This is a genomic window from Micromonospora sp. NBC_00898 (genome assembly GCF_045207895.1).
Taxonomy (GTDB): domain Bacteria; phylum Actinomycetota; class Actinomycetes; order Mycobacteriales; family Micromonosporaceae; genus Micromonospora.
The window spans coordinates 3,331,599-3,351,446 of the sequence record NZ_CP108775.1 but is presented as its reverse complement, the minus strand read 5'-3'; the positions used below and the strand labels follow the sequence as shown (position 1 = coordinate 3,351,446).

19 protein-coding genes and 2 pseudogenes are annotated in these 19,848 nt (G+C 71.5%); 4 read left to right on the top strand and 17 right to left on the bottom strand.

The features are described 5' to 3' along the window. Positions 1 to 80: 80 nt before the first annotated feature. The 11 genes and pseudogenes from OG799_RS16355 to OG799_RS16305 form a co-directional block, all read right to left on the bottom strand. Positions 81 to 911: a metal ABC transporter permease gene (locus OG799_RS16355; protein WP_406045889.1), complete on the bottom strand. Its 831-nt coding sequence runs from the start codon at positions 909 to 911 to the stop codon at positions 81 to 83. After that, positions 908 to 1,777 carry a metal ABC transporter permease gene (locus tag OG799_RS16350; protein ID WP_406045888.1) on the bottom strand — a complete coding sequence of 290 codons (870 nt, stop codon included), beginning with the start codon at positions 1,775 to 1,777 and terminating at the stop codon, positions 908 to 910. The genes OG799_RS16355 and OG799_RS16350 overlap by 4 nt, the downstream gene beginning before the upstream one ends. Beyond that, positions 1,774 to 2,550, bottom strand: a complete 777-nt coding sequence (locus OG799_RS16345; RefSeq protein ID WP_406045887.1) for a metal ABC transporter ATP-binding protein — start codon at positions 2,548 to 2,550, stop codon at positions 1,774 to 1,776. The genes OG799_RS16350 and OG799_RS16345 overlap by 4 nt, the downstream gene beginning before the upstream one ends. Beyond that, a complete protein-coding gene (locus OG799_RS16340) occupies positions 2,543 to 3,490 on the bottom strand; it encodes a metal ABC transporter substrate-binding protein (RefSeq protein ID WP_406045886.1) in 948 nt (315 codons plus the stop codon). The genes OG799_RS16345 and OG799_RS16340 overlap by 8 nt, the downstream gene beginning before the upstream one ends. Before the next feature lie 105 nt (positions 3,491 to 3,595). Then, positions 3,596 to 4,318, bottom strand: coding sequence for a TIGR03943 family putative permease subunit (locus tag OG799_RS16335; protein WP_406045885.1), 723 nt, complete (start codon positions 4,316 to 4,318; stop codon positions 3,596 to 3,598). Then, entirely contained in the window at positions 4,315 to 5,352 is a 1,038-nt protein-coding gene (locus OG799_RS16330) for a permease (protein WP_406046303.1), read from the bottom strand. The genes OG799_RS16335 and OG799_RS16330 overlap by 4 nt, the downstream gene beginning before the upstream one ends. 119 nt (positions 5,353 to 5,471) lie before the next feature. Continuing rightward, positions 5,472 to 7,150 (bottom strand): annotated as a pseudogene (locus tag OG799_RS16325) (PPC domain-containing protein); the annotation flags it as partial. Next, positions 7,059 to 7,799: a transcriptional regulator gene (locus tag OG799_RS16320; RefSeq protein WP_406045884.1), complete on the bottom strand. Its 741-nt coding sequence runs from the start codon at positions 7,797 to 7,799 to the stop codon at positions 7,059 to 7,061. The pseudogene OG799_RS16325 and the gene OG799_RS16320, both read right to left, overlap by 92 nt. Positions 7,800 to 8,388: 589 nt before the next feature. Beyond that, a complete protein-coding gene (locus OG799_RS16315) occupies positions 8,389 to 9,708 on the bottom strand; it encodes a hypothetical protein (protein ID WP_406045883.1) in 1,320 nt (439 codons plus the stop codon). Beyond that, entirely contained in the window at positions 9,705 to 10,280 is a 576-nt protein-coding gene (locus OG799_RS16310; protein ID WP_406045882.1) for a hypothetical protein, read from the bottom strand. The genes OG799_RS16315 and OG799_RS16310 overlap by 4 nt, the downstream gene beginning before the upstream one ends. Continuing rightward, positions 10,277 to 10,660 carry a hypothetical protein gene (locus OG799_RS16305; protein ID WP_406045881.1) on the bottom strand — a complete coding sequence of 128 codons (384 nt, stop codon included), beginning with the start codon at positions 10,658 to 10,660 and terminating at the stop codon, positions 10,277 to 10,279. The genes OG799_RS16310 and OG799_RS16305 overlap by 4 nt, the downstream gene beginning before the upstream one ends. A 249-nt stretch (positions 10,661 to 10,909) precedes the next feature. On the opposite strand from OG799_RS16305, the gene OG799_RS16300 reads away from it, so the two are divergent. The 4 genes from OG799_RS16300 (at position 10,910) to OG799_RS16285 (ending at position 13,670) form a co-directional block, all read left to right on the top strand. Then, a complete protein-coding gene (locus OG799_RS16300) occupies positions 10,910 to 11,410 on the top strand; it encodes a TetR/AcrR family transcriptional regulator (protein WP_406045880.1) in 501 nt (166 codons plus the stop codon). Then, the gene (locus tag OG799_RS16295) at positions 11,407 to 12,318 is read left to right on the top strand and encodes an ABC transporter ATP-binding protein (RefSeq protein ID WP_406045879.1); all 912 of its coding nucleotides are present in this window, start codon (positions 11,407 to 11,409) and stop codon (positions 12,316 to 12,318) included. The genes OG799_RS16300 and OG799_RS16295 overlap by 4 nt, the downstream gene beginning before the upstream one ends. A gap of 2 nt (positions 12,319 to 12,320) precedes the next feature. Further along, a complete protein-coding gene (locus OG799_RS16290) occupies positions 12,321 to 13,124 on the top strand; it encodes an ABC transporter permease subunit (protein WP_406045878.1) in 804 nt (267 codons plus the stop codon). 108 nt (positions 13,125 to 13,232) lie between these two features. Beyond that, positions 13,233 to 13,670, top strand: a complete 438-nt coding sequence (locus OG799_RS16285; RefSeq protein ID WP_406045877.1) for a MarR family transcriptional regulator — start codon at positions 13,233 to 13,235, stop codon at positions 13,668 to 13,670. Positions 13,671 to 13,707: 37 nt separating this feature from the next. Here the strand turns inward: OG799_RS16285 and OG799_RS16280 are convergent. The 6 genes and pseudogenes from OG799_RS16280 to OG799_RS16255 form a co-directional block, all read right to left on the bottom strand. Continuing rightward, positions 13,708 to 14,188: pseudogene (locus OG799_RS16280) on the bottom strand (ATP-binding cassette domain-containing protein); the annotation flags it as partial. A 161-nt stretch (positions 14,189 to 14,349) separates the two neighbouring features. Then, complete coding sequence (locus tag OG799_RS16275) at positions 14,350 to 16,458, bottom strand: cytochrome c oxidase assembly protein (protein ID WP_406045876.1); 2,109 nt, start codon at positions 16,456 to 16,458, stop codon at positions 14,350 to 14,352. A gap of 77 nt (positions 16,459 to 16,535) precedes the next feature. Beyond that, entirely contained in the window at positions 16,536 to 17,117 is a 582-nt protein-coding gene (locus OG799_RS16270; RefSeq protein ID WP_406045875.1) for a copper resistance protein CopC, read from the bottom strand. Between the two features lie 28 nt (positions 17,118 to 17,145). Next, positions 17,146 to 18,378, bottom strand: coding sequence for a Dyp-type peroxidase (locus tag OG799_RS16265; RefSeq protein ID WP_406045874.1), 1,233 nt, complete (start codon positions 18,376 to 18,378; stop codon positions 17,146 to 17,148). Beyond that, the gene (locus tag OG799_RS16260; RefSeq protein ID WP_406045873.1) at positions 18,375 to 18,977 is read right to left on the bottom strand and encodes a copper chaperone PCu(A)C; all 603 of its coding nucleotides are present in this window, start codon (positions 18,975 to 18,977) and stop codon (positions 18,375 to 18,377) included. Before OG799_RS16260 ends, OG799_RS16265 begins: the two co-directional genes overlap by 4 nt. A 107-nt stretch (positions 18,978 to 19,084) precedes the next feature. Then, entirely contained in the window at positions 19,085 to 19,840 is a 756-nt protein-coding gene (locus OG799_RS16255) for a zf-HC2 domain-containing protein (RefSeq protein WP_406045872.1), read from the bottom strand. Positions 19,841 to 19,848: the final 8 nt, after the last annotated feature.

Here is a 19,848-nt window from a genome sequence, read left to right as displayed (position 1 = left end):
CTGCAGGATACGGATCCGCGTCGGGTGGGCGATGGTGCGCAGGATTTCGCTGATCTCGTCTATCGACGCGGGGTCGGCGGTCATGGGGCGGTGAGGGAGATCGTGCGGAGCCCGTCTCGCAGGCGGTTCGCCGCCAGCGATACGAGCAGGACGGCGGTGGCGGTCAGCGTGATGCTGCCGCCCGCAGAAACATCCCATATTCGGGAGAACCAGAGTCCGACGACGGCGCTGCCGGCGCCGAGGATGGTCGCGAGCATGGTCATGGGGGTGAGGCGGTCGGTCCAGGCGCGGGCGGCCGCGGCCGGGGCGACGATCAGGGCCAGGGCGAGGATGGTGCCGACGGCGGGCACGATCGCGACGACGACGAGGTCGATCAGCAGCAGCAGGGCGAGGTCGAGCAGCCGGACGTGATGGCCGGCGGCGCGGGCGCCGGCGGGGTCGAAGCCGGCGTACAGCAGGTGCCGGCCGCCGAGGGCCACCGCAGCGGCGGTGACCGCCAGCAGGACGGCGGTGACGGCGAGGTCGTGGGTGGTGACGGTGAGGATCGAGCCGACCAGGAAGGCGGACAGGTCCCGGCTGAAGCCGTTCTGGGTGGCGACCAGGGCGACGCCGAGCGCGAATCCGGCGGAGAGGATGACGCCGGTGGCGGCGGTGGCTTCCTGGCCGCGGGTACGGGCCAAGGCGGCCACGGCGGCGGCCATGAGCAGTCCGGTGACCACGCCGCCGAGGTAGATGTTGATGCCGAGGATGGACGCGGCGACCACGCCGGGGAACGTGGCGTGGGCCATGGTCATGGTGAAGAACGACAGCCGCCGCAGCACCACGTGGACACCGACCAGGCCGGTGAGGATGCCGACGGCGACGGCTTCGACCAGGGCGCGGCCGAAGGTGTCCTGCAGCAGCCAGCTCACGGGCTCACCGCCTCGTCGGAACCGGGCGGCCGTCGGCGCAGGTGCCCGGCGGGCAGGGCTAGCAGGTAGTACGCCACGAGGGTGAGCACCACCGCCGAGGCGGAGGTGAGCCGGACGCCGTACCGGACGGAGGCGGTCCAGCTGGCGAGCAGCCCGAGGTAGGCGGCGAGGGCGGTGACGGCGGTGGCGATCACGGCCATGGCGGCGATCCGGTCGGTGAGCAGCCGCGCGGTGGCGGCGGGCACGATGAGCAGGGCGATCACCAGGATGGTGCCGACGGCCTGCACGGCGGCGACGACGACCAGCGCGACGGCGGTGTTGAGTCCGAGATCCAGCGCGGTGAGGCGGTACCCGGCGGTGGCGGCGGCGACCGGATCGAAGGAACGCAGGATCAGCGGCCGCGCGGCGACGGCGAGACCGGCGAGGACGATGGCGGCCAGCGCGGCGGTCTGCGCGAGCTGGGCGGGCGTGACGGTGAGCAGGCGCCCGAACAGGAACGCGGTCAGGTCGCTGGTGTAGGAGTGCTGGCGGGAGACCAGCACCACGCCGAAGGAGAACATGGCGGTCAAGAGCACGGCCACCGTGGTGTCGTCGCTGAGCTGCCCCCACCTGCTGAGCAGGGTGAGCGCGGCCGCAGTCAGCAGCGCGGCGACGAGGGCGCCACCGGTGATGCCGGTCCAGCCGGCGACGAGGAACCCGATGACGACGCCCGGGAAGACGGTGTGGGTCAACGCGTCGGCGACGAACGCCAGCCGGCGCAGGAACACCAGCACGCTGACCGGCCCGCAGACCGCCGCGAGCAGGAGCAGCTCGGCGATCGCACGGCCCATGAACGGCATGCTGAACGGTGCGACGAGAGCGCTCATGGCAGCACCGCCGCCGAGCCGGTGTGCAGGTCCACCGACTGGCTGCCGTAGCCGTAGCGGCCGGGCAGCTCGGCGAGGATCTGTGCGGTCGGGCCGGTGACTGTGTGACCGCCGTGGACGAGGCAGGCGATGTCGGCGAGTTCACGGGCCAGGCGCAGATCGTGGGTGCTGAGCAGGACGCAGGTGCCAGCGGCGGCCAGGTCGCGCAGCTGCGCCATGATGACGTCCTGGCTGACGGTGTCCAAGCCGTTGAAGGGTTCGTCCATGAGCATCAGTTGCGTCTGGGCGGCGATGGCGCGGGCGAGCAGCACGCGCTGGCGCTGGCCGCCGGACAGCAGCCCGAAGCGGGTACGCGCCCGCTCGGCCAGTCCGACGCGGGCCAGCGCGTCCGCGGCGATAGCGCGGTCGCTCGCGCGGATCTGCCGTAGCCAGCGGGTGGGCCGGTAGCGGCCCATGAGCACGACGTCGGCGGCGGTGACCGGGAAGTCCGCGTCGAGGGTGTCGACCTGCGGCACGTAGGCGGCGGCGCCGCGTGCCTGCCGCGCCGGCCGTCCGGAGACGGTGATCGTGCCGGTGAGGATGTCGGCGAGACCGACGACGGCCTTGATGAGGGTGGACTTGCCGGCACCGTTGGCGCCGACGAGGGCGACGATCTGGCCGGGCGACACGGTGAGGTTCACGTCGGTGAGGACGGCGCGGCGCCGGTAGCCGACGCCGGCCCCGACGAGGCGGAGGGCGGCGTCGGCTACCGGCGTGTGGGTGGGCTCAGCCACCGAGGGCCGCCACGATGGTGTCGGTGTTGTGTTCCTCCGCGCCGAGGTAGGTGCCCTGGGGGGTGCCTTCGGGGCCGAGGCTGTCACCGTAGAGTGCGTCCTCACCGCCGACCACCTTCACCCCGGCCTGGCGGGCGATCGCCTCGGCGGCCTTGGGCGGCAGGGAACTCTCACTGAAGATCGCCTTCGTGCCGGTGGCCTTGATCTTCGCCACGAGGTCGTCGATCTGCGTGGCGGACAGCTCCGCGCTGGTGTCCAGGCTGGGGATCACGGCGCCGATGAACTGCAGGCGGTAGCGGTCGATGTAGTAGCCGAACGCGTCGTGGTTGGTGACCAGCTTGCGCTGGTCGGCCGGCAGGGCGGCGAACTTGCGTTCGTTGTCCGCGTCGAGATTGTCCAGCTTGGCCGCGTACGACTGGAAGTTGCTGCGGTAGGCGTCGGCGTGGCCGGGGTCGGCGGCGACGAACGCCTTCTCGATGTTCTCCGCCATCATCTTCGCGTTGCGGGGATCGTGCCAGATGTGCGGGTCGCCGTTCTTCATCTCCTCGTCACCCGGGTCGCCCTTGCGCAGGGCCACCCCCTGCGAGGTGTCGACGACCGTTCCCTTGAAGCCGGCCGACGAGATGGTGTCGTCGAGCCATTTCTCGAGACCGACGCCGTTCTTGACGACCAGCTTCGCCGCGCCGATCGCCTTAATGTCGGCGGGGGTGGGCTCGTAGTCGTGCGGGTCGACGTTCGGCTTGATGATCTGAGTGACCTTCACCGCGTCGCCGCCGACGTTGCGGGCGAAGTCGGCGACCTCGGGCGTCGTGGCGACGACGGAGACCTTGCCGTCGGCCGCGCCGGCGGCGCCGTCGGTAGTGGCGGAACCGCAGCCGGCGACGGCGCCGACGGCCGCGATCGCCAGGGCGGTGCCGAGCGTACGAATGGAAAGGGTCACGACCGCTCCTTGCTCAGTGGATGAGCGGAACGGTAGTCATTTCCAATAACGTCGTCTAGCTGTCAGGTGCTCATATCAGCACCGGTGCAACTGTCGTCCGGTGTCCTACTCGTACGGTTCCGCGGGCGCGGTGATCTTCTGCCAGGTCTCCACCTGGAAGTAGGGGACGTCGGCGTCGTTGACGGGATCTTTGGCGGTGTGTGGGATCCACCGGCCGGTGGCCCGTACCCAGGTGTTGGCCGGGACTCCAGGAACCTCGCCGCGCAGCCCGAGCTTGATCGGGACGCCGTCGGCGGCGCAGCAGGACAGCACGATGCGGGCGAGCATGGGCTTCCCGTCGGGGCCGGGGGCGAGGAAGCCGGTGAGCTGGATCCGCCGGTCCTGCAGGGTGCGGCCTTGGTCGTAGACGGCGCGGTAGCCGTATTCGAGGAGGGTGAGGTCCGCCGGGTCGCCGGGAGGCAGGGGCGGGTAGGCGACGTCTCGGTTGTCGCTGAGGGCGGAGCCGGCGCGCGAGGCGGTGTCCGCGCCGAGCGCCGGCGGGACGACGAAGAGCAGGGCGATCGCCGGCAGCAGCAACAACCAGCCGACCAGCGGTCCCGACCGGCCGTGGTCGTGCCCGTCGCCGTCCGCGTCGGCCTTGGGGCGGTTCAGGTGCCGCAGCTCCTGCATGAGGGCGACCACCGCGGCGATGACCAGCAGCACGCCGGCGGCGATGAGGAACGGTCGTAGCCCCTGCTTGACGTAGCGCAGGTACAGGTCGGTGACGCTGGCGCGCAGGATCGCGCCGCCGAGAAAGACCAGCACCACTGCCTGGCTGCCGCGGTTCACCAGATCACCGCCCCGACCGCGGCCGCGACGAGCACGGCGAGGGCGAAGGTGGCCGGGGCGAACCGGACGGCGAACCGCCTCCCGAAGATGCCCGCCTGCATGGACACCAGCTTCAGGTCGACCATCGGGCCGACCACGAGGAAGGCCAGCCGGGCGGTCAGGGAGAACTGGGACAGCGACGCGGCGACGAACGCGTCGGCCTCGGAACAGATCGACAGCAACACCGCCAGCGCCGCCAGTGCGAGCACCGACAGCACCGGCCGGGCCGCCAGGTCGTGCAGAAGCTGCTGGGGAACAGCCACGTTGATCGTCGCCGCGGCCATGGCACCCACGACGAGGAACCCGCCGGCGTGGATGACGTCCTGCCGGCAGGCGGTCCAAAACGCCGCCATCCGGGGCAGCCCGTCGAGGTGGGCGCGGTGCGGCAGACGGATCCACTCCGCGCGGCCCAGCCGCAGCCACAGCCAGCCCATCAACACGGCCACCACCAGGCTGGCGCCGCCGCGGGCGACGACCATCTCCGGGTTGCGCGGGAACGCGACCGCGGTGGCGGTGAGCACGATCGGGTTGATCGCCGGCGCGGCGAGCAGGAACGCCAACGCGGCGGCCGGAGTGACCCCGCGCCGGATCAGCGACCCGGCGATGGGCACCGACCCGCACTCGCAGCCGGGCAGCACGACGCCGGCGACACCGGCGACCGGCACGGCGAGGGCCGGGTGGCGGGGTAGGGCCCGGGCCCAGAACGAGCGGGGTACGAACACCGCGATGACGGCCGACAGGACCACTCCGAAGACGAGGAACGGTGTCGCCTGCACCATGACCGACACGAACACGGTCAGCCAGGTCTGCAGCCGCGGGTCCGCCACCAGCGCGCCGACCTGCCGGTGCAGCACGCCGACGAGGATGATCACGACACACAGCACCTCGGTCGAGCCGACCACCCGGTCCCGCTCAGACGCTGGGGGCTCCGCGATCGTGGCGGTGGGAACGTGCGGCTCGGGCCTGACGGGCGCGGCGGGATCGGTCGTGCTCAGGCGGATCACCTCTCCGGTCAATGGCAGTATCTTACTGTGACCGCCTGATCACGGGGTGTCCCTAACGGCCGATGCCCGTCCCCGTGGGGAGCCGGGAGCGGGCATCGCGCGGGTGCGGGTCAGCTCACGGCGCCGATGGACACCGCGCCGCGGCCCACGACAGCACCTCCGTCGGTGACGAGGTTCAGCTCACCGAACAGGTGCCGGCCGGCGACGGGTGCGGCGTTGACCGTGACCACGCCGGTGATGGTGGCGCTGGCGCCGTTGGCCAGGGAGACCACCGTGCCCGGGGCGGTAACGGCACCCAGGGCAGGGGAGCAGAACACGTCCCGGCAGGCGAACTCGGTCCGCCGGCACGGCGTAGCCGTCGACCTGCACGGTGTAGATGCCCGGCTGCGGGTTCGGAATGGACACCGACTCCTCCGAGTCGCCGTCGGCGGACTGGCCGACCTGCTCAACCGTCGCGCAGCACGGTCAGGTCCAGGTCCGCGCCGAGGTCACCGGTGTTGCCGATCGCCACGTCCAGTCGGGTCGCCCCGGCCGGCACCTCGACGGTGTAGGTCTTGCGCTGTCCGTCGCCGATGGTCTCTCGGGAGGAGGCGGAGCTGCCCAGCGGACCACGCTGGCCGGTGATCGTCACCGGGCCGAAGGTGTTGGTGACCGTCCAGGTCACCGGGGTGGATTCACCGGCGGTCACGCTCGGCAGGGTCACCACCGCCGGTTCCACGCTCACCCCCTGCACGCGGGCGGTGAGCTGGAACGGGTTGTTCAGCGCCGGTGAGGTGCGCCGGGACCCCACCTCGATCTCCCACACGCCGGGCAGCGGGTTGGCGTAGTCCCGCTCCTGCGGCTTGCACGCCGCCGGGTCGGAGTAGTTGGTGTAGCAGACGGTGCTGGCGGTGCTCTCGACCGGAACGCCGTAGGGGTTGATGGCGATGAACCGGGTCTGCGAGCCGGTGGCGATGCCGGACAGGTTCACCTGCAGCGCCGACGCGCCGGCCGGCACGCTGACGAAGTAGCTGGTGAACGAGTTGCGGTCGACGTTGCCGGAGGCCGAGAAGGCGTACCCGGCCTGGCCGGTGTGGCGGCGGCGACCACGGTGTTGAGCACCTCGAAGTCCACCACCTTGGTCGTCGGGTCGTCGATTCGCAGGATGGCGCCGTGCGCGCCGGCCTTCGGGGTTGCCGTCACTGCGGCGGTCACGGTCTTGTTCAGCGGCAGGTTCACCGACTTCGCCGAGCGGAAGGTACCGTCGTTGCCCCGCCACACCAGGTTGGGCCGAATCGACCCGGCCGGCCCGCTGGTGCGGGTGATCTTCACCTGGTACGTGCGGGCCTATCCGGCCTTTTGGCCGCCCTGCCCGGGGGCCGGTTGTAGATGCCGGTGCCCCGGCCGGGAGTGGCGCGGTAGTCCGAGATCGGCGTGCACACGGGCGCATCGGCGGTGTAGCTGCGCGGGGTGCTCGGCTTGGCCAGCAGCTTCCAGGCGACCGGAATGCTGAGCAGGCCGTTGCCCTGCCCGTACGCCGGCTCGCCCTTGATCCAGGTGGCGGAGCTGGCGATGGCGCGGCGCAGCGCCGCCGGGTGACGCCGGTGTCGGTGGCCTCGGCTGCGGACAGCAGCAGCGCCGCTCCGCCGGCGGCCTGCGGGGAGGCCATCGAGGTGCCCTGCAGCATGGCGTAGCCGGGCGGCAGGGAGTAGCCGGCCTCAGCCACCGGGGAGCCGCCCTGCCACACCGGACGGTGGAGATTCCATGACGAGGTTGCGGCCGGCCTGGGTGACCCACGCGGCGGTCGGGTGCGCGGTGGAACCCAGGATCCGGATGCGGCGGTTGGCGTGTTCGATGACGGCGAGGATGTACATGCGTGTCCCGGTGAGCGTGACCGTCTCGATGAAGTCGCAGGCGAGCAGCGCGTCGGCTTCGGAGCGCAGGACGTCGGCCCAGGTGGTGGCGGCCCGGTCGGGTGCGGGGTCGATGCCTGACTCGCGCAGGATTTCCCAGACGGTGGACGGGGCGACCTTCACCCTGAGGGTGAGCAGTTCGCCGTGCAGGCGACGGTAGCCCCAACCGCTGTTCTCCCGCGCCAACCGCAGGATCAGGGTACGGATCGAGCGCAGCGTGCGGGGCCGGCCGCGCCGTTTGGGTCGGGGGACGGCTGCGTGGCGGCGGGCGACGAGGTCGCGGTGCCACCGCATGATCGTGTCAGGGCGTACCAGGAGCCGCAGGCCCCGCAGCGATGACCGGGGGAGCGGTTGGAGCAGCGCTGCGAGCAGCGCCCGGTCGGCCGGTTCGAACCGGATCTTCTGTGGGCCGAGGTGGCGTTGCAGCACGGTGATCTGATGCCGCAGCGCGAGGATCTCGGTGTCTTTGTCTCGGTCGCTGCGCGGGAGCAGCCGCAGCAGCGCGAGCGCGTTCGTGACGCCACGATACGCGAGTCGAAGCAGCACGAGGCGGCATCATCGCGTAGCTACCGGGCGCCAATGTGCGGGGGCTGCGCACGTGGCAAGCCAAGATCGGTTGATGAGGCTGGGGTCGGCCGTGAACAGGGCGGATGACTTTCTCGGCAGGGACCAGGTCTTTGGTCGTTGGCACGCCAGTAACGTCGGACCGTGGGCATTCATCACCGTGTCCATCATGTCCGCGATCGCGTTGGGCGATTCGACTCGCTGGAACTGGCAGCCGTAGCTGCGTGGCGGTCAGCCGCCATGCAGGGCGGCGGGACCGTCACCCGCCCCGCTGCCGGCCAACCCAGCTTGTCGCCCGGTCGCCTGTCGGTCTGCGGGTCGGCCCTTCGGGCTTCCCATTTCCACGCCGGCCGGGGGCGTTTGCGCGGCCGCCGTGGAGCCAGCGAACAGATCCCGTGACGGCAAACTCCGCCATGCCGGCTGTTGCGGAGCTGGACCAGGCGGGTCCCAACCTCCGACAGAGGGCCTCAGCGGGGTCGCTCTCCGGCAGTAACGACATCCCCGCGCCGTGTAAAGGTGCCCCCCGGGATGGCCGACGATTCCAGCCGGTCCGTTGACGATGGCGGGCGTGTCATGCCGCGAAGAGCAGGGTGAGTCCGACGTAGGTGTAGGCGATCATGAGCAGGAGCAGCGGCGTCTGGGCGGCGGTCGATCGGGTGCCAGGGAAGATGCGTACGGCTCGATCGTGTGCGGCCACGGCGCCGGTGATGTGGCCGGCGACCACCGCGGTCACCTGCAGGCTGGCTACGAGGGCCGGTTGCACGAGGCGGTAGTTGATGTCGACGGTGGACAGTCCTAGCAAATTGTCCGACTGGTCGGCGGTGCTGGTGGCGAGGACGAGGGTGCGCTGGCCCTCGATGATGGCCAGCGAGTAGTAGTGGGCGACGATGTAGCCCAGCGCGATCGGCACGATGGAATGGGCGAACAGCCCGGGAAGTTGACGGCGGTCGCCGCCGACGCTGCCGGCGGCCCGGGTTGCGGCGGCGTACAGGATCGAGATCAGCGCGATGCAGCCGGCAAGTCCGGCCGTGCCGACCAGCACGGGGAAACTGGCGCGCTGGGTGAGCTGCAGCCATTGCGGTGCGTTGGACAGGCTGTCGTAAGCGGTCGAGCCGAGCAGGACGAGCACCACCGGGACCAATCCGGGCCGGATCGGGGTGGCGTCGAGGCCGTTGAACGGGTTGCGTACGACCAGGCGGCCGTCGCGGCGCCGCCCGATCGGGGCCAGCCGGGCGGCCAGGGTCGAATACACCTCGAACGGGTCCGCGGAGGCGAACCAGCCGGCCCCGAACAACAGCCCACCGAGCAGGGTCACGGCGGCGTAGACGGCGAGGGCGAGCCCGACCACCGGCACATTGGCCCGATCAGGCGGCACCAGCTCCAGCCAGACGAAGCTGGCCAGCGCGATCGCCGCCGGCCAGTAGCCCCATCGCTCGGGCAGCCGGACAATCCCCTCGTCGGGCCGTTGCCCGGTCAGGCGGGTCAGAGCGCCGTGCAGGGTCCGGACCGGGCTGATCATGCGCCACACCGGACCGAGCAGGACCGAGGCCAACGGCACCCAGACCCACATCACCACATACAGCACCCCGGGGACCGGGTTGTCCGGGCCTGACGGCGGCCCGGCCAACAGCTCGACGACCGCCCAGCCTGCGGCGAGCACTCCGGCCACCCGTAGGGCGAGGCGGGTGGCCCGGGCGTCGAGGAACCCTGCCAGGGGCGTCGGCAGTGGGCGACCGGTGGTGTCGCCCCGAAACCGGGATCGACGCCAGGCCAGGGCCAGTACCATCACGGTGGCCACCAGCGCGACTACCGCGCCGGCGAGGGCGTGTTCGAACGGCACTGGCAGGTCCTGCCGGCCGCCGATGCCGTGCGCGAGAACCTGTCCGCTCATCGCACCACAAGCTGGGTGAGAACCAGGCCGCTCTTGTGGGTCTCGACCTCGAACAGTCCGGCCTGATCGGCCACGAACTCGATCACCGCATCCGCGCCGGGTGTCACCTGCGCCTCCCGGTCGTAGCCATGCACGTGCACCTCATCGGCCGCGTCGCTGTGCACCACCAGGCGCACCGTCTCCCCGCGGGTGACATTGACCCGCCCGGGCGGCGGGCTGACGGCCCGCCCGCTGATCCTGATCTCGATCCTGCGGACGTCAGGTGCGCTCGCCGGTGCCGAGGCGGAGGGTACAAGCGGTGTGGTGCCGTCCGTCGCGGTGGTGCTGGGCGTGGCAGGGGAGGTCCCGGTCGTGGTAGGGGAGTCGTCGCCATGGCCGCAGCCGGCCGCCGTCGCGGCGAGCAGTACGGCAACCAGGCCGGCGACCGCCCTGGCTGCGGGCTTGCGGTCCGGGCGGGGGATGCCGTCCCGATACGCCGAGGTCCGTCCACCTACCGAAAACGATTCGCGCATGCTCGTTGGTCGGTACGCGACCGGGTCTGGTTCCCGGCTGTGGCTCGCCGCACGTTTCATCCACCGGAATGCCGCACCGCCAACGCTTCGCGGGGCACGGACAGCCGTACCACGCCGTCGCTGACGTCCGCGACGTCGTCGGCGAGCGCGTACCGGTCGACCTGATCCGTCCGGCTGGCGTTGATCCTGAGATAGCCGTGTTGCACGAGCCGGGCTGCGACGGCGGGTGAGGTCACCCTGGGCTCGCCGGCGACGAGGGCGCCGGGGAGCAACGCGGCCAGGTCGCTGGATTGCCCGATCCGCTGACCGGCGGCATTGACCGCGAGGGGGTCGGGGCGTTTGATCGCGCAGACGAAGCCGACCGGATGGCCGGCGCAGTCGATGACGGTCATCCCGTGTCGCACGGCCGCGAGCCGCCGTGCCGCGTCCAGCATTGTCATCTCGACCCTCCGATCACCGCCGCAGGCTTGCGGAAGCGCCTAATCATGCCCAGAGCCATCATTGCATAGTGCACGAATCAACTGTACGGTCTGAGCATGGCGGCTGATCGAGTCCTCAGGAAGCTGACCCGATGTTCAGCCGGCAGGATCTGACCTCGCGTGCGGTGATCCGTGACGAGGCGTTGCGGCTGTTCGCGCGGGACGGGCCCGAGGCGGTGTCGCTGCGACGGGTCGCGCAGGCGGCCCGGGGTGTCGCCGGGTCTGGTGGCGCACCATTTCGGGTCGAAGGCTGGTCTGCGGGAGGCGGTGGACGCCCATGTGGAGGCCACGTTCGACTGGTTGTTCGCCGCGATGGACGACGCCGACTGGACCAGCGAGGTGTCGGCTGGCTCGTTGGCTGAGGCGTTCGTGGTGGCCCTGCCGCCGGATTCGCCGATTCCCGCCTACCTGCGCCGCGTGCTGTTGGCAGCAGACCCGGCGGGCCAGCGGCTGTTCGATCGGTGGTATGAGGCGAGCCGGCAGGTGCTGCACCGCCTTGAGGCGGCCGGTGCCGTACGGCCGGCCGCCGACTGGGCGGTACGGGCGGCGTTCCTGATGGTCAACGACCTGGCTGTGTTGCTGCTGCGCGAGCAGTTGACCGCGCTGTTGGGCGTCGACCCGCTGGGCCGCGAGGGCATGACGCGGTGGGCGCGGGAGGCGCTGGCCGCGTACCGGAATGGAGTATTTGTCGACGGTGAGGAGGACTCATGAGCGAGTCGGCGATCGTCGCGGACGGGCTGACCAAGCGGTTCGGTGCGCTGACCGCGGTCAGCGAGCTGACCCTGACCGTGGATCCGGGCCAGATCATGGGATTCCTCGGGCCGAACGGCGCGGGCAAGACCACCACCATCCGGATGCTGCTCGGCTTCCTGAAACCCACGGCCGGTGCCGCCACCGTGCTGGGTGCCGCGCTGGCTCAAGCGCCAAGGGTGCGCCGCCGGGTTGGATACCTGCCCGGTGATCTTCGGGTCGAGCCGGGTATGACCGGAACCGAGCTGTTCGCCTTCTTCGGGCGGCTGCGGGGCGGCGTGCGGCAGGGCCGCGTCGACGAGCTCGTTCAGCGACTCGACCTGGACCCGAGCCGGCCGTTCGGCACGCTGTCGAAGGGCAACCGGCAGAAGGTCGGCATCGTCCAGGCGTTGTGCCACGACCCGGACGTGCTGATCCTCGACGAACCCACCACCGGCCTGGACCCCTTGGTCCAGCGCGAGTTCCTGACCCTGGTCACGGAGGCTGCGCAGGACGGTGCGGCGGTGCTGTTCTCCTCGCACGTGCTGCCAGAGGTGGAGCGCATGGCCAGCCGGGTGGCCATCATCCGGGCCGGAGGGCTGGTGCGGGTCGCGGCCGTCGATGAGCTGCTCGACCACGCCCGCCGCCGGCTGGAATTCCGATTCGCCGACCCGCCGCAACCCGGCCTGTTCGATGGCGTACCGGGTGTCGTCGACGCGGACTACGAGGGGCGCCTCACCACGGTAACCGTTGACGGGCCGGTCGGACCCGCGCTGCGCGCCGCAACCGAGGCCGGCACCGTACTGCGGGTCAACCCGATCGGCGACGACCTGGAAGATCTGTTCCTGTCCCTGTACCAGGTAGACGCTCAACCAGTGGAGGTGGCCTGACGATGGCTCTCATCGCCTGGCACGCGATCCGGCGCCGCCGCGCCGGTCTGCTCTGGTGGAGCGTCGGTCTGATCGGCGTCGTCACGCTGTTGGTCGTCGCCTACCCCACCGTGCGCGACAACGCCGAACTCGACCGAACCTTCGCCGACCTGCCGCCCGGCGTCGAACAACTGCTCGGGCTCGGCGGCGGCAACACCCTCACCTCACCCGCCGGATACCTCAACAGCCAGTTCTTCGCCAACGTGCTGCCGGTGATGCTGCTGGTCTTCGCGGTGGGAATGGCGGCCTGGACGATCGCCGGCGACGAGACCGCGGGCACCCTCGAACTGCTGCTGGCCAATCCTGTCGGCCAGGTCCGGGTCGCCCTGGCCCGTTTCGGCGGACTGATCGTGGCCTCGGCCGGTCTGGTCGCGGTCAGCTCGGCAGCCCTGGTCGCGCTAGCTGGCCCAACCGGCCTGGACCAGGGGTTGCCCTCAATCCGGCTGGTCCAGGCCACGGTCGCCAGCGGGCTGCTCGCGTTGACATTCGCCGCGGTCGCGTTCGCGATCGGCGCCGCCACCGGCAACCGCCCCGCCGCCCTCGCCGGCGCCGCCGGGCTCGCCGTGGCCGGATACCTGGTCGAGGGACTGGCTCCGCAGGTAAACGCCCTCCGATCGCTGCGCGCGGTCGACCCGTGGCACTGGCTGATCGACACCGACCCACTCCGGCACGGACTGACCTGGCAGACCTGGCTCCCCTCCGTGATCGCCACCACCGCGCTGGTCGCGGTCAGCCTGCCGGTCCTGGCCCGCCGCGACATCAACTGAACCGAAACAGCCTGCAACAATTGCCTCATGCAATCATCCGCTCCACCTGCGTATACCCAGGCAGGTCACGACGACGTCGTCAACGCACTGCTATCGGCCAGCCGGGCGATGGTCGGCCTCGCCGCGAGGTCCCTGGCCGATCTGGACGCCGACGTCACACTGCCGCAGTACCGCGCGCTGGTCGTGCTGGCCTCCCGCGGCCCGCAACGGGTGGTCGACATCGCCACCGAGCTCAAGGTCAACCCATCCACCGGTACGCGCATGTGCGACCGACTGGTCCGCAAGGGCCTGATCCGGCGCTACCGCACAGCCGCCGACCGGCGCGCCGTGCGGCTCACCCTCACCGCAACCGGCCGTGCCCTGGTCGAAAAGGTCACGGCGCGGCGCCGCGAGGAACTGACCCGCATCGTCGACGCGACGGCCAGCCACTGGCACGAGGACACGGTTGTCGCACTACGTACGTTCGCCGCCGCTAGCGGGGAGGTACCCGAATCGGAGTGGTGGCTCGGCTGGGCCAGCGCCGACGACGGTTCTGAGGTGGCGTAGGCGCGACTGCGCGGGCCTGGTGTCACCGTCGGGGCGCGAACGGCTCGTCCATCAGGATCACCGGCGGGTCTGCGGCGAGCGCCCGGGCGACCCCGACTCGCTGCTGCTGTCCGCCGGAGAGCTGGCGGGGCAGCCGGTTGCGGAACAGCGCCGGGCCGAGGCCCGACCAGGTGGAGGAGTTCGTCGACGCGGGCCTCGATCCATCGTCGGTCCTAGCCGAGCATCTTGGGCACCAGCCCCACGTTGGTGGCGACGTTCATGTGTGGAAAGAGCCCCACCTGCTGCATGACGTAGCCGATGTGCCGGCGCAGGTCGTTGGCGTCCAGGGTCGTCACGTCGGACCCGTCCAGCAGGATCTGGCCGCTGCTCGGCTCGATCAGCCTGTTGATCATCTTCATGGTGGTGGTCTTGCCGCCGCTGGAGGGGCCGACCAGGACGACGATCTCGCCCCGTCGGATCTGCATCGACACGTTGTCGACCGCCGGGGCCTTCTGACCGCGGTAGACGGCGGCTGCGATGGCGAGGAGCCAGACGCCAGCCGCGCCGACCGCCGTAGGCGTCCAGACAACAGAACGTTGGCGTCAGCGAGAGCTGCCCGCACTTCGTCCAGACCGTCTTGCTCTGAGCGCAGGACCAGTGCGGCAGAGTACCGGCGATCGGCTGGCTGCTGCCGAGTCCATCACGCGCCGTCTCGCCCTGTCTGCTGACGGGCGGCGGCGGCGAGGAAGGCGTTGTAGCGGGCGAGATCGTCCTCGTCGCCCGTGGCTTCGGCCCGGTCGGCGGCCCGATCGAGGCGGGCCTGTTCGCGCTGGTCGGCGCGGATCCACTGGCGCACCAGGACGATCATGACGGCGGCGGCGGGGATCTCCCCGAACGCCCAGGCGATGCCGGTGCCGAGTTTCTGGTCCTCGATCAGGGACGAGGCCCAGTGCGGGTGGACCGAGATGTACCAGTCGGGGGCGATGACGGTGGTGGTCTGCATGAGGACCAGGCCGAAGAAGCCGTGCGCCATCATCGCTGCGAGGTGCAGGATCACGAGCAGTGGGTGGGCGAGTTTCGGGCGGCCGGGGTCGACGCCGATGAGCACCCAGAACAGCAGGTACCCGGCGGCCACGAAGTGGGTGAGCATCGCCAGATGGCCGAGGTGGGAGCGCATCAGCGTGCCGAGCAGGTCGCTGAAGTAAAGGCCGAAGAGACTGGCGGTGTAGATGCCGAGCGCAACCAGGGGGTGAGTGAGCAGCTTCGCGGTGCGGCTGTGCAGGACGAGCAGCAGCCACTCCCGCGCGCCGCGTACCTGCGGGTCGACCGGTCGGCGTAGGGCGCGCAGGGCGAGGGTGACCGGGGCGCCGCCGACGAGCAGGATCGGTACCAGCATCGACAGCACCATGTGCTGCAACATGTGGACGCTGAACAGTACATAGGCGTAGCGGGCCACACCGAGGTCCGTGGTCGCGGCCAGTAGCAGCATCCCGCCCACCCAGCTCGCGGTACGGCCAACCGGCCAGCCGGGCCCGGCTTGCCGCAGCCGCCAGACACCAGCCAGGTAGCCGCCGACCCCGAGGACGCAGATGGTCAGGAAGAACATGTCCGGCAGCGGCTGCCAGAGTAGGTTCCCCGGCGTGGGCGCGGCGGGCATGGAAAAGCCGAGCAGCGCGGTCACGGGGTCGGCGTCGACGCCGGAGTCAGGGACCGGGGTGGGGCTACGCGAGAGTGCCACGGCCAGGCCGATGGTGGCGGCGAAAACGGTCAGCTCTCCGGCGGCCAGCCGGATGAACGCCCGCGGGTGCCGTCGTCGCAGGCGGGGCAGTGTGCGGGAGCGGTGCGCGGCCCCGAACGCGCCCAGCGCGAGCAGGGCGGCGAGTTTGCCGAGGACCAGCCAGCCGTAGGAGGACTTCCACAGCTGGTCGAGGCTGCCGAGGCGTACGGCGGCGTTGGCCAGCCCGCTGACGGTCACGGCGGCGAAGCAGCCCAGTGCGAGGCGGCTGTAGCGGGCGGCGGCGTCGGCGAGCAGCCTGCTGCGGCGGAGCATCAGCAGCGCGGCCAGCCCGCCGGCCCACACGGCGGCGGCGAGCACGTGCAGTGCGAGGCTCGTGACCGCGATCTGGTGGTTGCCCGCCCCGGCGGCGTGCCCGGTGAACGCCGGCGGCAGGACCGCGGCCATCGCCAGGATTGCGGCCATGGCGGCGAGTCCGCGCGACACCCCGGCTCGGGCCAGCACCGCCACGGCCACAGCCAGTCCTGCCTGCAGCAGCAGCGCCTGCCCTTGTGCGATGGCGGTGGCGTAACTGACCACCGTGGCGGCGCTGAGGTGGTCCAGGGGGAAGCCCAGCAGGTCGGAGACGGTCAGCACGATCAGCGCGGAGCTGGCCACCGCCCAGCCGGCGGCCGCCGCGCCCGCGCGGCGCAGCAGCAGCCAGCCTTGCGCCGACACGCTGCGCCCGTCGCCGGGCAGCAGGAACGCCGACGTCACCAGCATTCCCACGGTGAAAGTGGCGAGGGCGTCGGCGAGCAGCCGGACCACCGGCAACGCCCACGTCGTGGCGGGGCCCGGGTCGGGCAGACCGGGGATCGCGGCCGTGAGGGCCCCACCTGCGCGCAGGGCGAGCAGCAGAACGGCTACCGCCGACGCCGCCGCCGCGACCGGTACGAAGCGGGCCAGCAGGTTCGGACGTCCCGAGCGGAGACCGGCGGGCGGTGTCCCGGGCGAGGTGTCGGCAGCGGCGACAGCCGTCGCGGCGGCGCTCGTCGGCCGGGCGGGATCAGATTCACGGCTTTCGGTGTCTCGCACGAGATGACCTTGATTTCGGGGAGGGCGACGGTGCTGGTCTTCAACGATCGACCGGCCGGGTCCGGCGCAGCTTTCGGCTACCGGCGGACGGTGCGGCGGCGTAGCAGCACGCCGGCCGTGACGACGAGGGCGGCCAGCACTACGCCAGCGATCAGGACGACGGTCCCGTTCTTTTCGACGTCCGCTGACGAGGCGGCGGCGGTGGTCGGTGCTGGCGTCGCCGGGTCGGAGACCGGCGCGGTGGCCGTCGCGGCGGCGGGGTTCGCGGTGGCGGTGGGGTCGGCGACGGTGAACTGGTAGGACCCCTGCACAGGGTGCCCGTCGGCGGAGACGACCCGGTAGGCGACGGTGTAGGTGCCGTTGCCCAGCGGTTGGGCGATCGCCACCGCGCCGTTGACACCGTCGACCGCCGGTGCGCCGGTGGGCACCTTCCGCCGAGCGGGATCGGTGAGCACGATGGTGGTGAAGGTCGGGTCGAGTCTCTGCACGAACTCGAGGGTGATCTCGGTCGGCGGTGCGGTCAGCCGGGCGTCCTGGGCCGGGGTGGCTGCACGCAGGCTGTTGTGCGCCCAGGCGGGCGTGGCCGAAATGAGCAGGGCCATCACGGCGGCCAGCACCGCGCCGGCGATCCGGGCGGCGGGACGGGACGGGGGTCGCATGTCGGGTGGTTCTCCTGACGGTCGTGGGTCAGTCGATCAGTTGCTGGCCGATCCAGCCGCCTTCGGGGCAGCCAGGCGGGATGGCGAAGACGGCGGAGCCGATCGGGGTTGTCCATTCGTTGAGCAGGTCCCGTTCGGCCAGCCGCTGCTGGATGGGGAGGTACTGGCGGGTGATGTCGGCCTGGTAGGAGGCGAAGATCAGGCCGCTGTCCGCGTGGCCCTCTGCAGTGGGTGCGCCGTCGTAGTTGTAGGGGCGCCGCAGGATCTTCCTCCGGTCGTCGGTGACGTGCGCGCGGGCGACGTGGGAGAAGTCCGGGATGACGGGGAGGCCGTCGGGGCCGGCGGCGGCGAAGTCGGGCTCGTCGTGCTCCGCTTTACCGGTCAGCGGGGCGCCGGTGTCGAGGCGCCGGCCCACGGCCAGTTCCCGGTCGGTGCGGCCGAGCAGGTCCCAGGTTTCGAGGTTCATGCTGATCCGCCGTAGGACCAGGGTGGTGCTGTCCCACAGCCATGCGGGCCCGTCGGGCACGAAGACGGCGGTGTCCAGCGGCCCGCCGGATCGCGGGTTGCCGGTGCCGTCGAGCTGGCCGAACAGATTGCGCTGGGTGTACCCGCCGGGCTCGACGCCGGCGCCCCGGCGGAAGCCCTGCTGCACCCACCGCACCGTGGCGAACGGCCGGCTGTCCTTGACCAGCACCCGCTGCGCGTGCGCGACGGTGAGCGGGTCGTCGGCGCAGATCTGCAGCAGCAGGTCCCCACCGGACCAGTGGGGCTGCAGCCGGTCGATGCGGAAGGACGGCAGTTCGGCCACCGACGGCGGCCGCCGCTCGTCGAGGCCCGCGGCCCGGTAGAGGCCGGGCCCGAAGCCGAAGGTGACCGTCAGCCGGGCGGGCAGCAGACCGAGTTCCGGTTCGGTGTCGGCGAGGGCCGGCCGCCCCTGGGTGAGGCGGGCAGCGTCGTCGCTGAGCAGCCGTAGCATCCGACCCAGCGTGGCCCGGTCGGTGCCGGGCCGCAGGGTGAACGCGATGAAGGCGGCGTGCGCCTGGGGGTCGGTGGCGACGCCGGCCTGCCGGGACACGTAAAAGGGCTCCACCGCACTGCCGACGGCAGCCGCCGGCACCGCCTCGGCGGGCCGTACCGTCTGGTTGCCGTGACGGGAAGCGGTGATGGCGGCGGCGCCGGCGAGGGTGCCACCGGCGGCCAGGGCCCCGCCGGTGAGCAGGCCTCGCCTGCTCACCGGGCGACGGGTGCGCCCGTCGGTCATGACGCCGGGCTCATGCTCATCTGCGGCGTCCCGCTCATGCCCGGCATCGGGCTCACGTCGCCGCCGGGCGCATAGCTCTCCTGCGCGCCGGTGAACGGCTTGGCCACCGCGGTGAACGCCTGGGTCTTGCCGTCGGCGAAGGTGAGCGTGAAGGTCAGCTGGTCGCCGGCCTTCACCGGCTGCTTGAGGTTCATCAGCATCAGGTGCTCACCGCCGGGCTCCAGCACCCGGGTGCTGTGCGCCTTGATCACGATGCCGTCCTGCTTGGGCTGCATGACCATCTTGCCGTCCTTCATGGTCATGTCGTGCAGTTCAACGGGCGACACCTCGGTGGAGGCGCCGGTGAGGGTCACGTCGGTGTCGCCGTCGTTGACCAGGGCGCCGAACGCCGCGGTCATCCCCGTGTCGGCGGCCTTCACCCACGGGTCCCGGACACTGACCACCCCAGCTACCGCGCCCGCCGACACCGACGGGCTCGGCGCGGCGGACGACGACTCATCCGACGACCCGCACCCGGCGGCGCCCGCCGCAAGCAGCGCGGCGGCGGCGAGGAGGACGGCCGGGCGACGACGCCGGCGGATCAAGTCGGTGACGGGCATGAACGGGTCCTTTCGAGGAAGATGCTCTCGGGTTGGTCGGCCCCACGAGTGGAAAGGTCCGGGACCGGAAACCGGAATCGCCGTATGGGTGCCTGGGCGCGGTGGGCTCAGGCCGCCCACCGGTCCGGGCTGCGGGCGGAGCCGGCGTACGGGGGTAGCAGCCGCAGCGGGGGCGGGGGCGTCTCCTGCTCGGCGGCGGGCAGCCGCCACCCGGGCTGATTCGTCCGGTTCCGGCTCGATGGTCCGTCGGGGCGCAGCCGCGGGCGGGACAGGGCGACAACGATCGCGTACCCGGCGAGCAGGAAGCCGTGGCTGACCAGCCGGGCCGGGTCCACCCAGCCGGTGATCAGGTCGTTGACCGACAGCAGCACCAGCGTGCCGACGAACGCGGTCAGCATCGGCACCAGCCCGGTCGGCGGCGTACGCCGCGTGGCCACGAACAGGAACCCGGCGCCGACGGCGACGTTCCACGCCGCCGACTCGTGCCACAGATGCCCCGAGGTCAGCGCGCCGACGGCGGCGTGCTCGTGGCCGGCCGCCGGACCCTGACCCACCTGCGCCAGACCTAGGACGAGTTGCAGTGCCCCGATCAACCCCAACACGGCCCGCAGGGTGAGCGCGATCCGGTTGCGCAGCCGGTATGGCTCCGGGACGGGCAGGGACGCGAGGATGACGTCGGTGAGGTCGTCCCCGCTGACGGTGACGGACAGGCGGGCCCGGCGCGTCACCGCCGCAGCCTGGTCGAACCAGCGCCGGCAGTCGCTACACCGGCTCAGGTGGGCCTCGGCCGCCGCCGCCTCGGCGGCGGTCTCCTCTCCGTCCAGCCGCGCCGACAGCGCCTCACGCCACTGCTCACACCCCATGTACCGGT

Coding starts and splice junctions, on each gene's coding strand:
- OG799_RS16270 (WP_406045875.1), bottom strand. CDS start 17,117: ATGCGACCCCCGTCCCGTCCCGCCGCCCGGATCGCCGGCGCGGTGCTG.
- OG799_RS16305 (WP_406045881.1), bottom strand. CDS start 10,660: ATGACAATGCTGGACGCGGCACGGCGGCTCGCGGCCGTGCGACACGGG.
- OG799_RS16295 (WP_406045879.1), top strand. CDS start 11,407: ATGAGCGAGTCGGCGATCGTCGCGGACGGGCTGACCAAGCGGTTCGGT.
- OG799_RS16255 (WP_406045872.1), bottom strand. CDS start 19,840: ATGGGGTGTGAGCAGTGGCGTGAGGCGCTGTCGGCGCGGCTGGACGGA.
- OG799_RS16260 (WP_406045873.1), bottom strand. CDS start 18,977: ATGCCCGTCACCGACTTGATCCGCCGGCGTCGTCGCCCGGCCGTCCTC.
- OG799_RS16310 (WP_406045882.1), bottom strand. CDS start 10,280: ATGAAACGTGCGGCGAGCCACAGCCGGGAACCAGACCCGGTCGCGTAC.
- OG799_RS16285 (WP_406045877.1), top strand. CDS start 13,233: ATGGTCGGCCTCGCCGCGAGGTCCCTGGCCGATCTGGACGCCGACGTC.
- OG799_RS16290 (WP_406045878.1), top strand. CDS start 12,321: ATGGCTCTCATCGCCTGGCACGCGATCCGGCGCCGCCGCGCCGGTCTG.
- OG799_RS16265 (WP_406045874.1), bottom strand. CDS start 18,378: ATGACCGACGGGCGCACCCGTCGCCCGGTGAGCAGGCGAGGCCTGCTC.
- OG799_RS16350 (WP_406045888.1), bottom strand. CDS start 1,777: ATGAGCGCTCTCGTCGCACCGTTCAGCATGCCGTTCATGGGCCGTGCG.
- OG799_RS16315 (WP_406045883.1), bottom strand. CDS start 9,708: ATGAGCGGACAGGTTCTCGCGCACGGCATCGGCGGCCGGCAGGACCTG.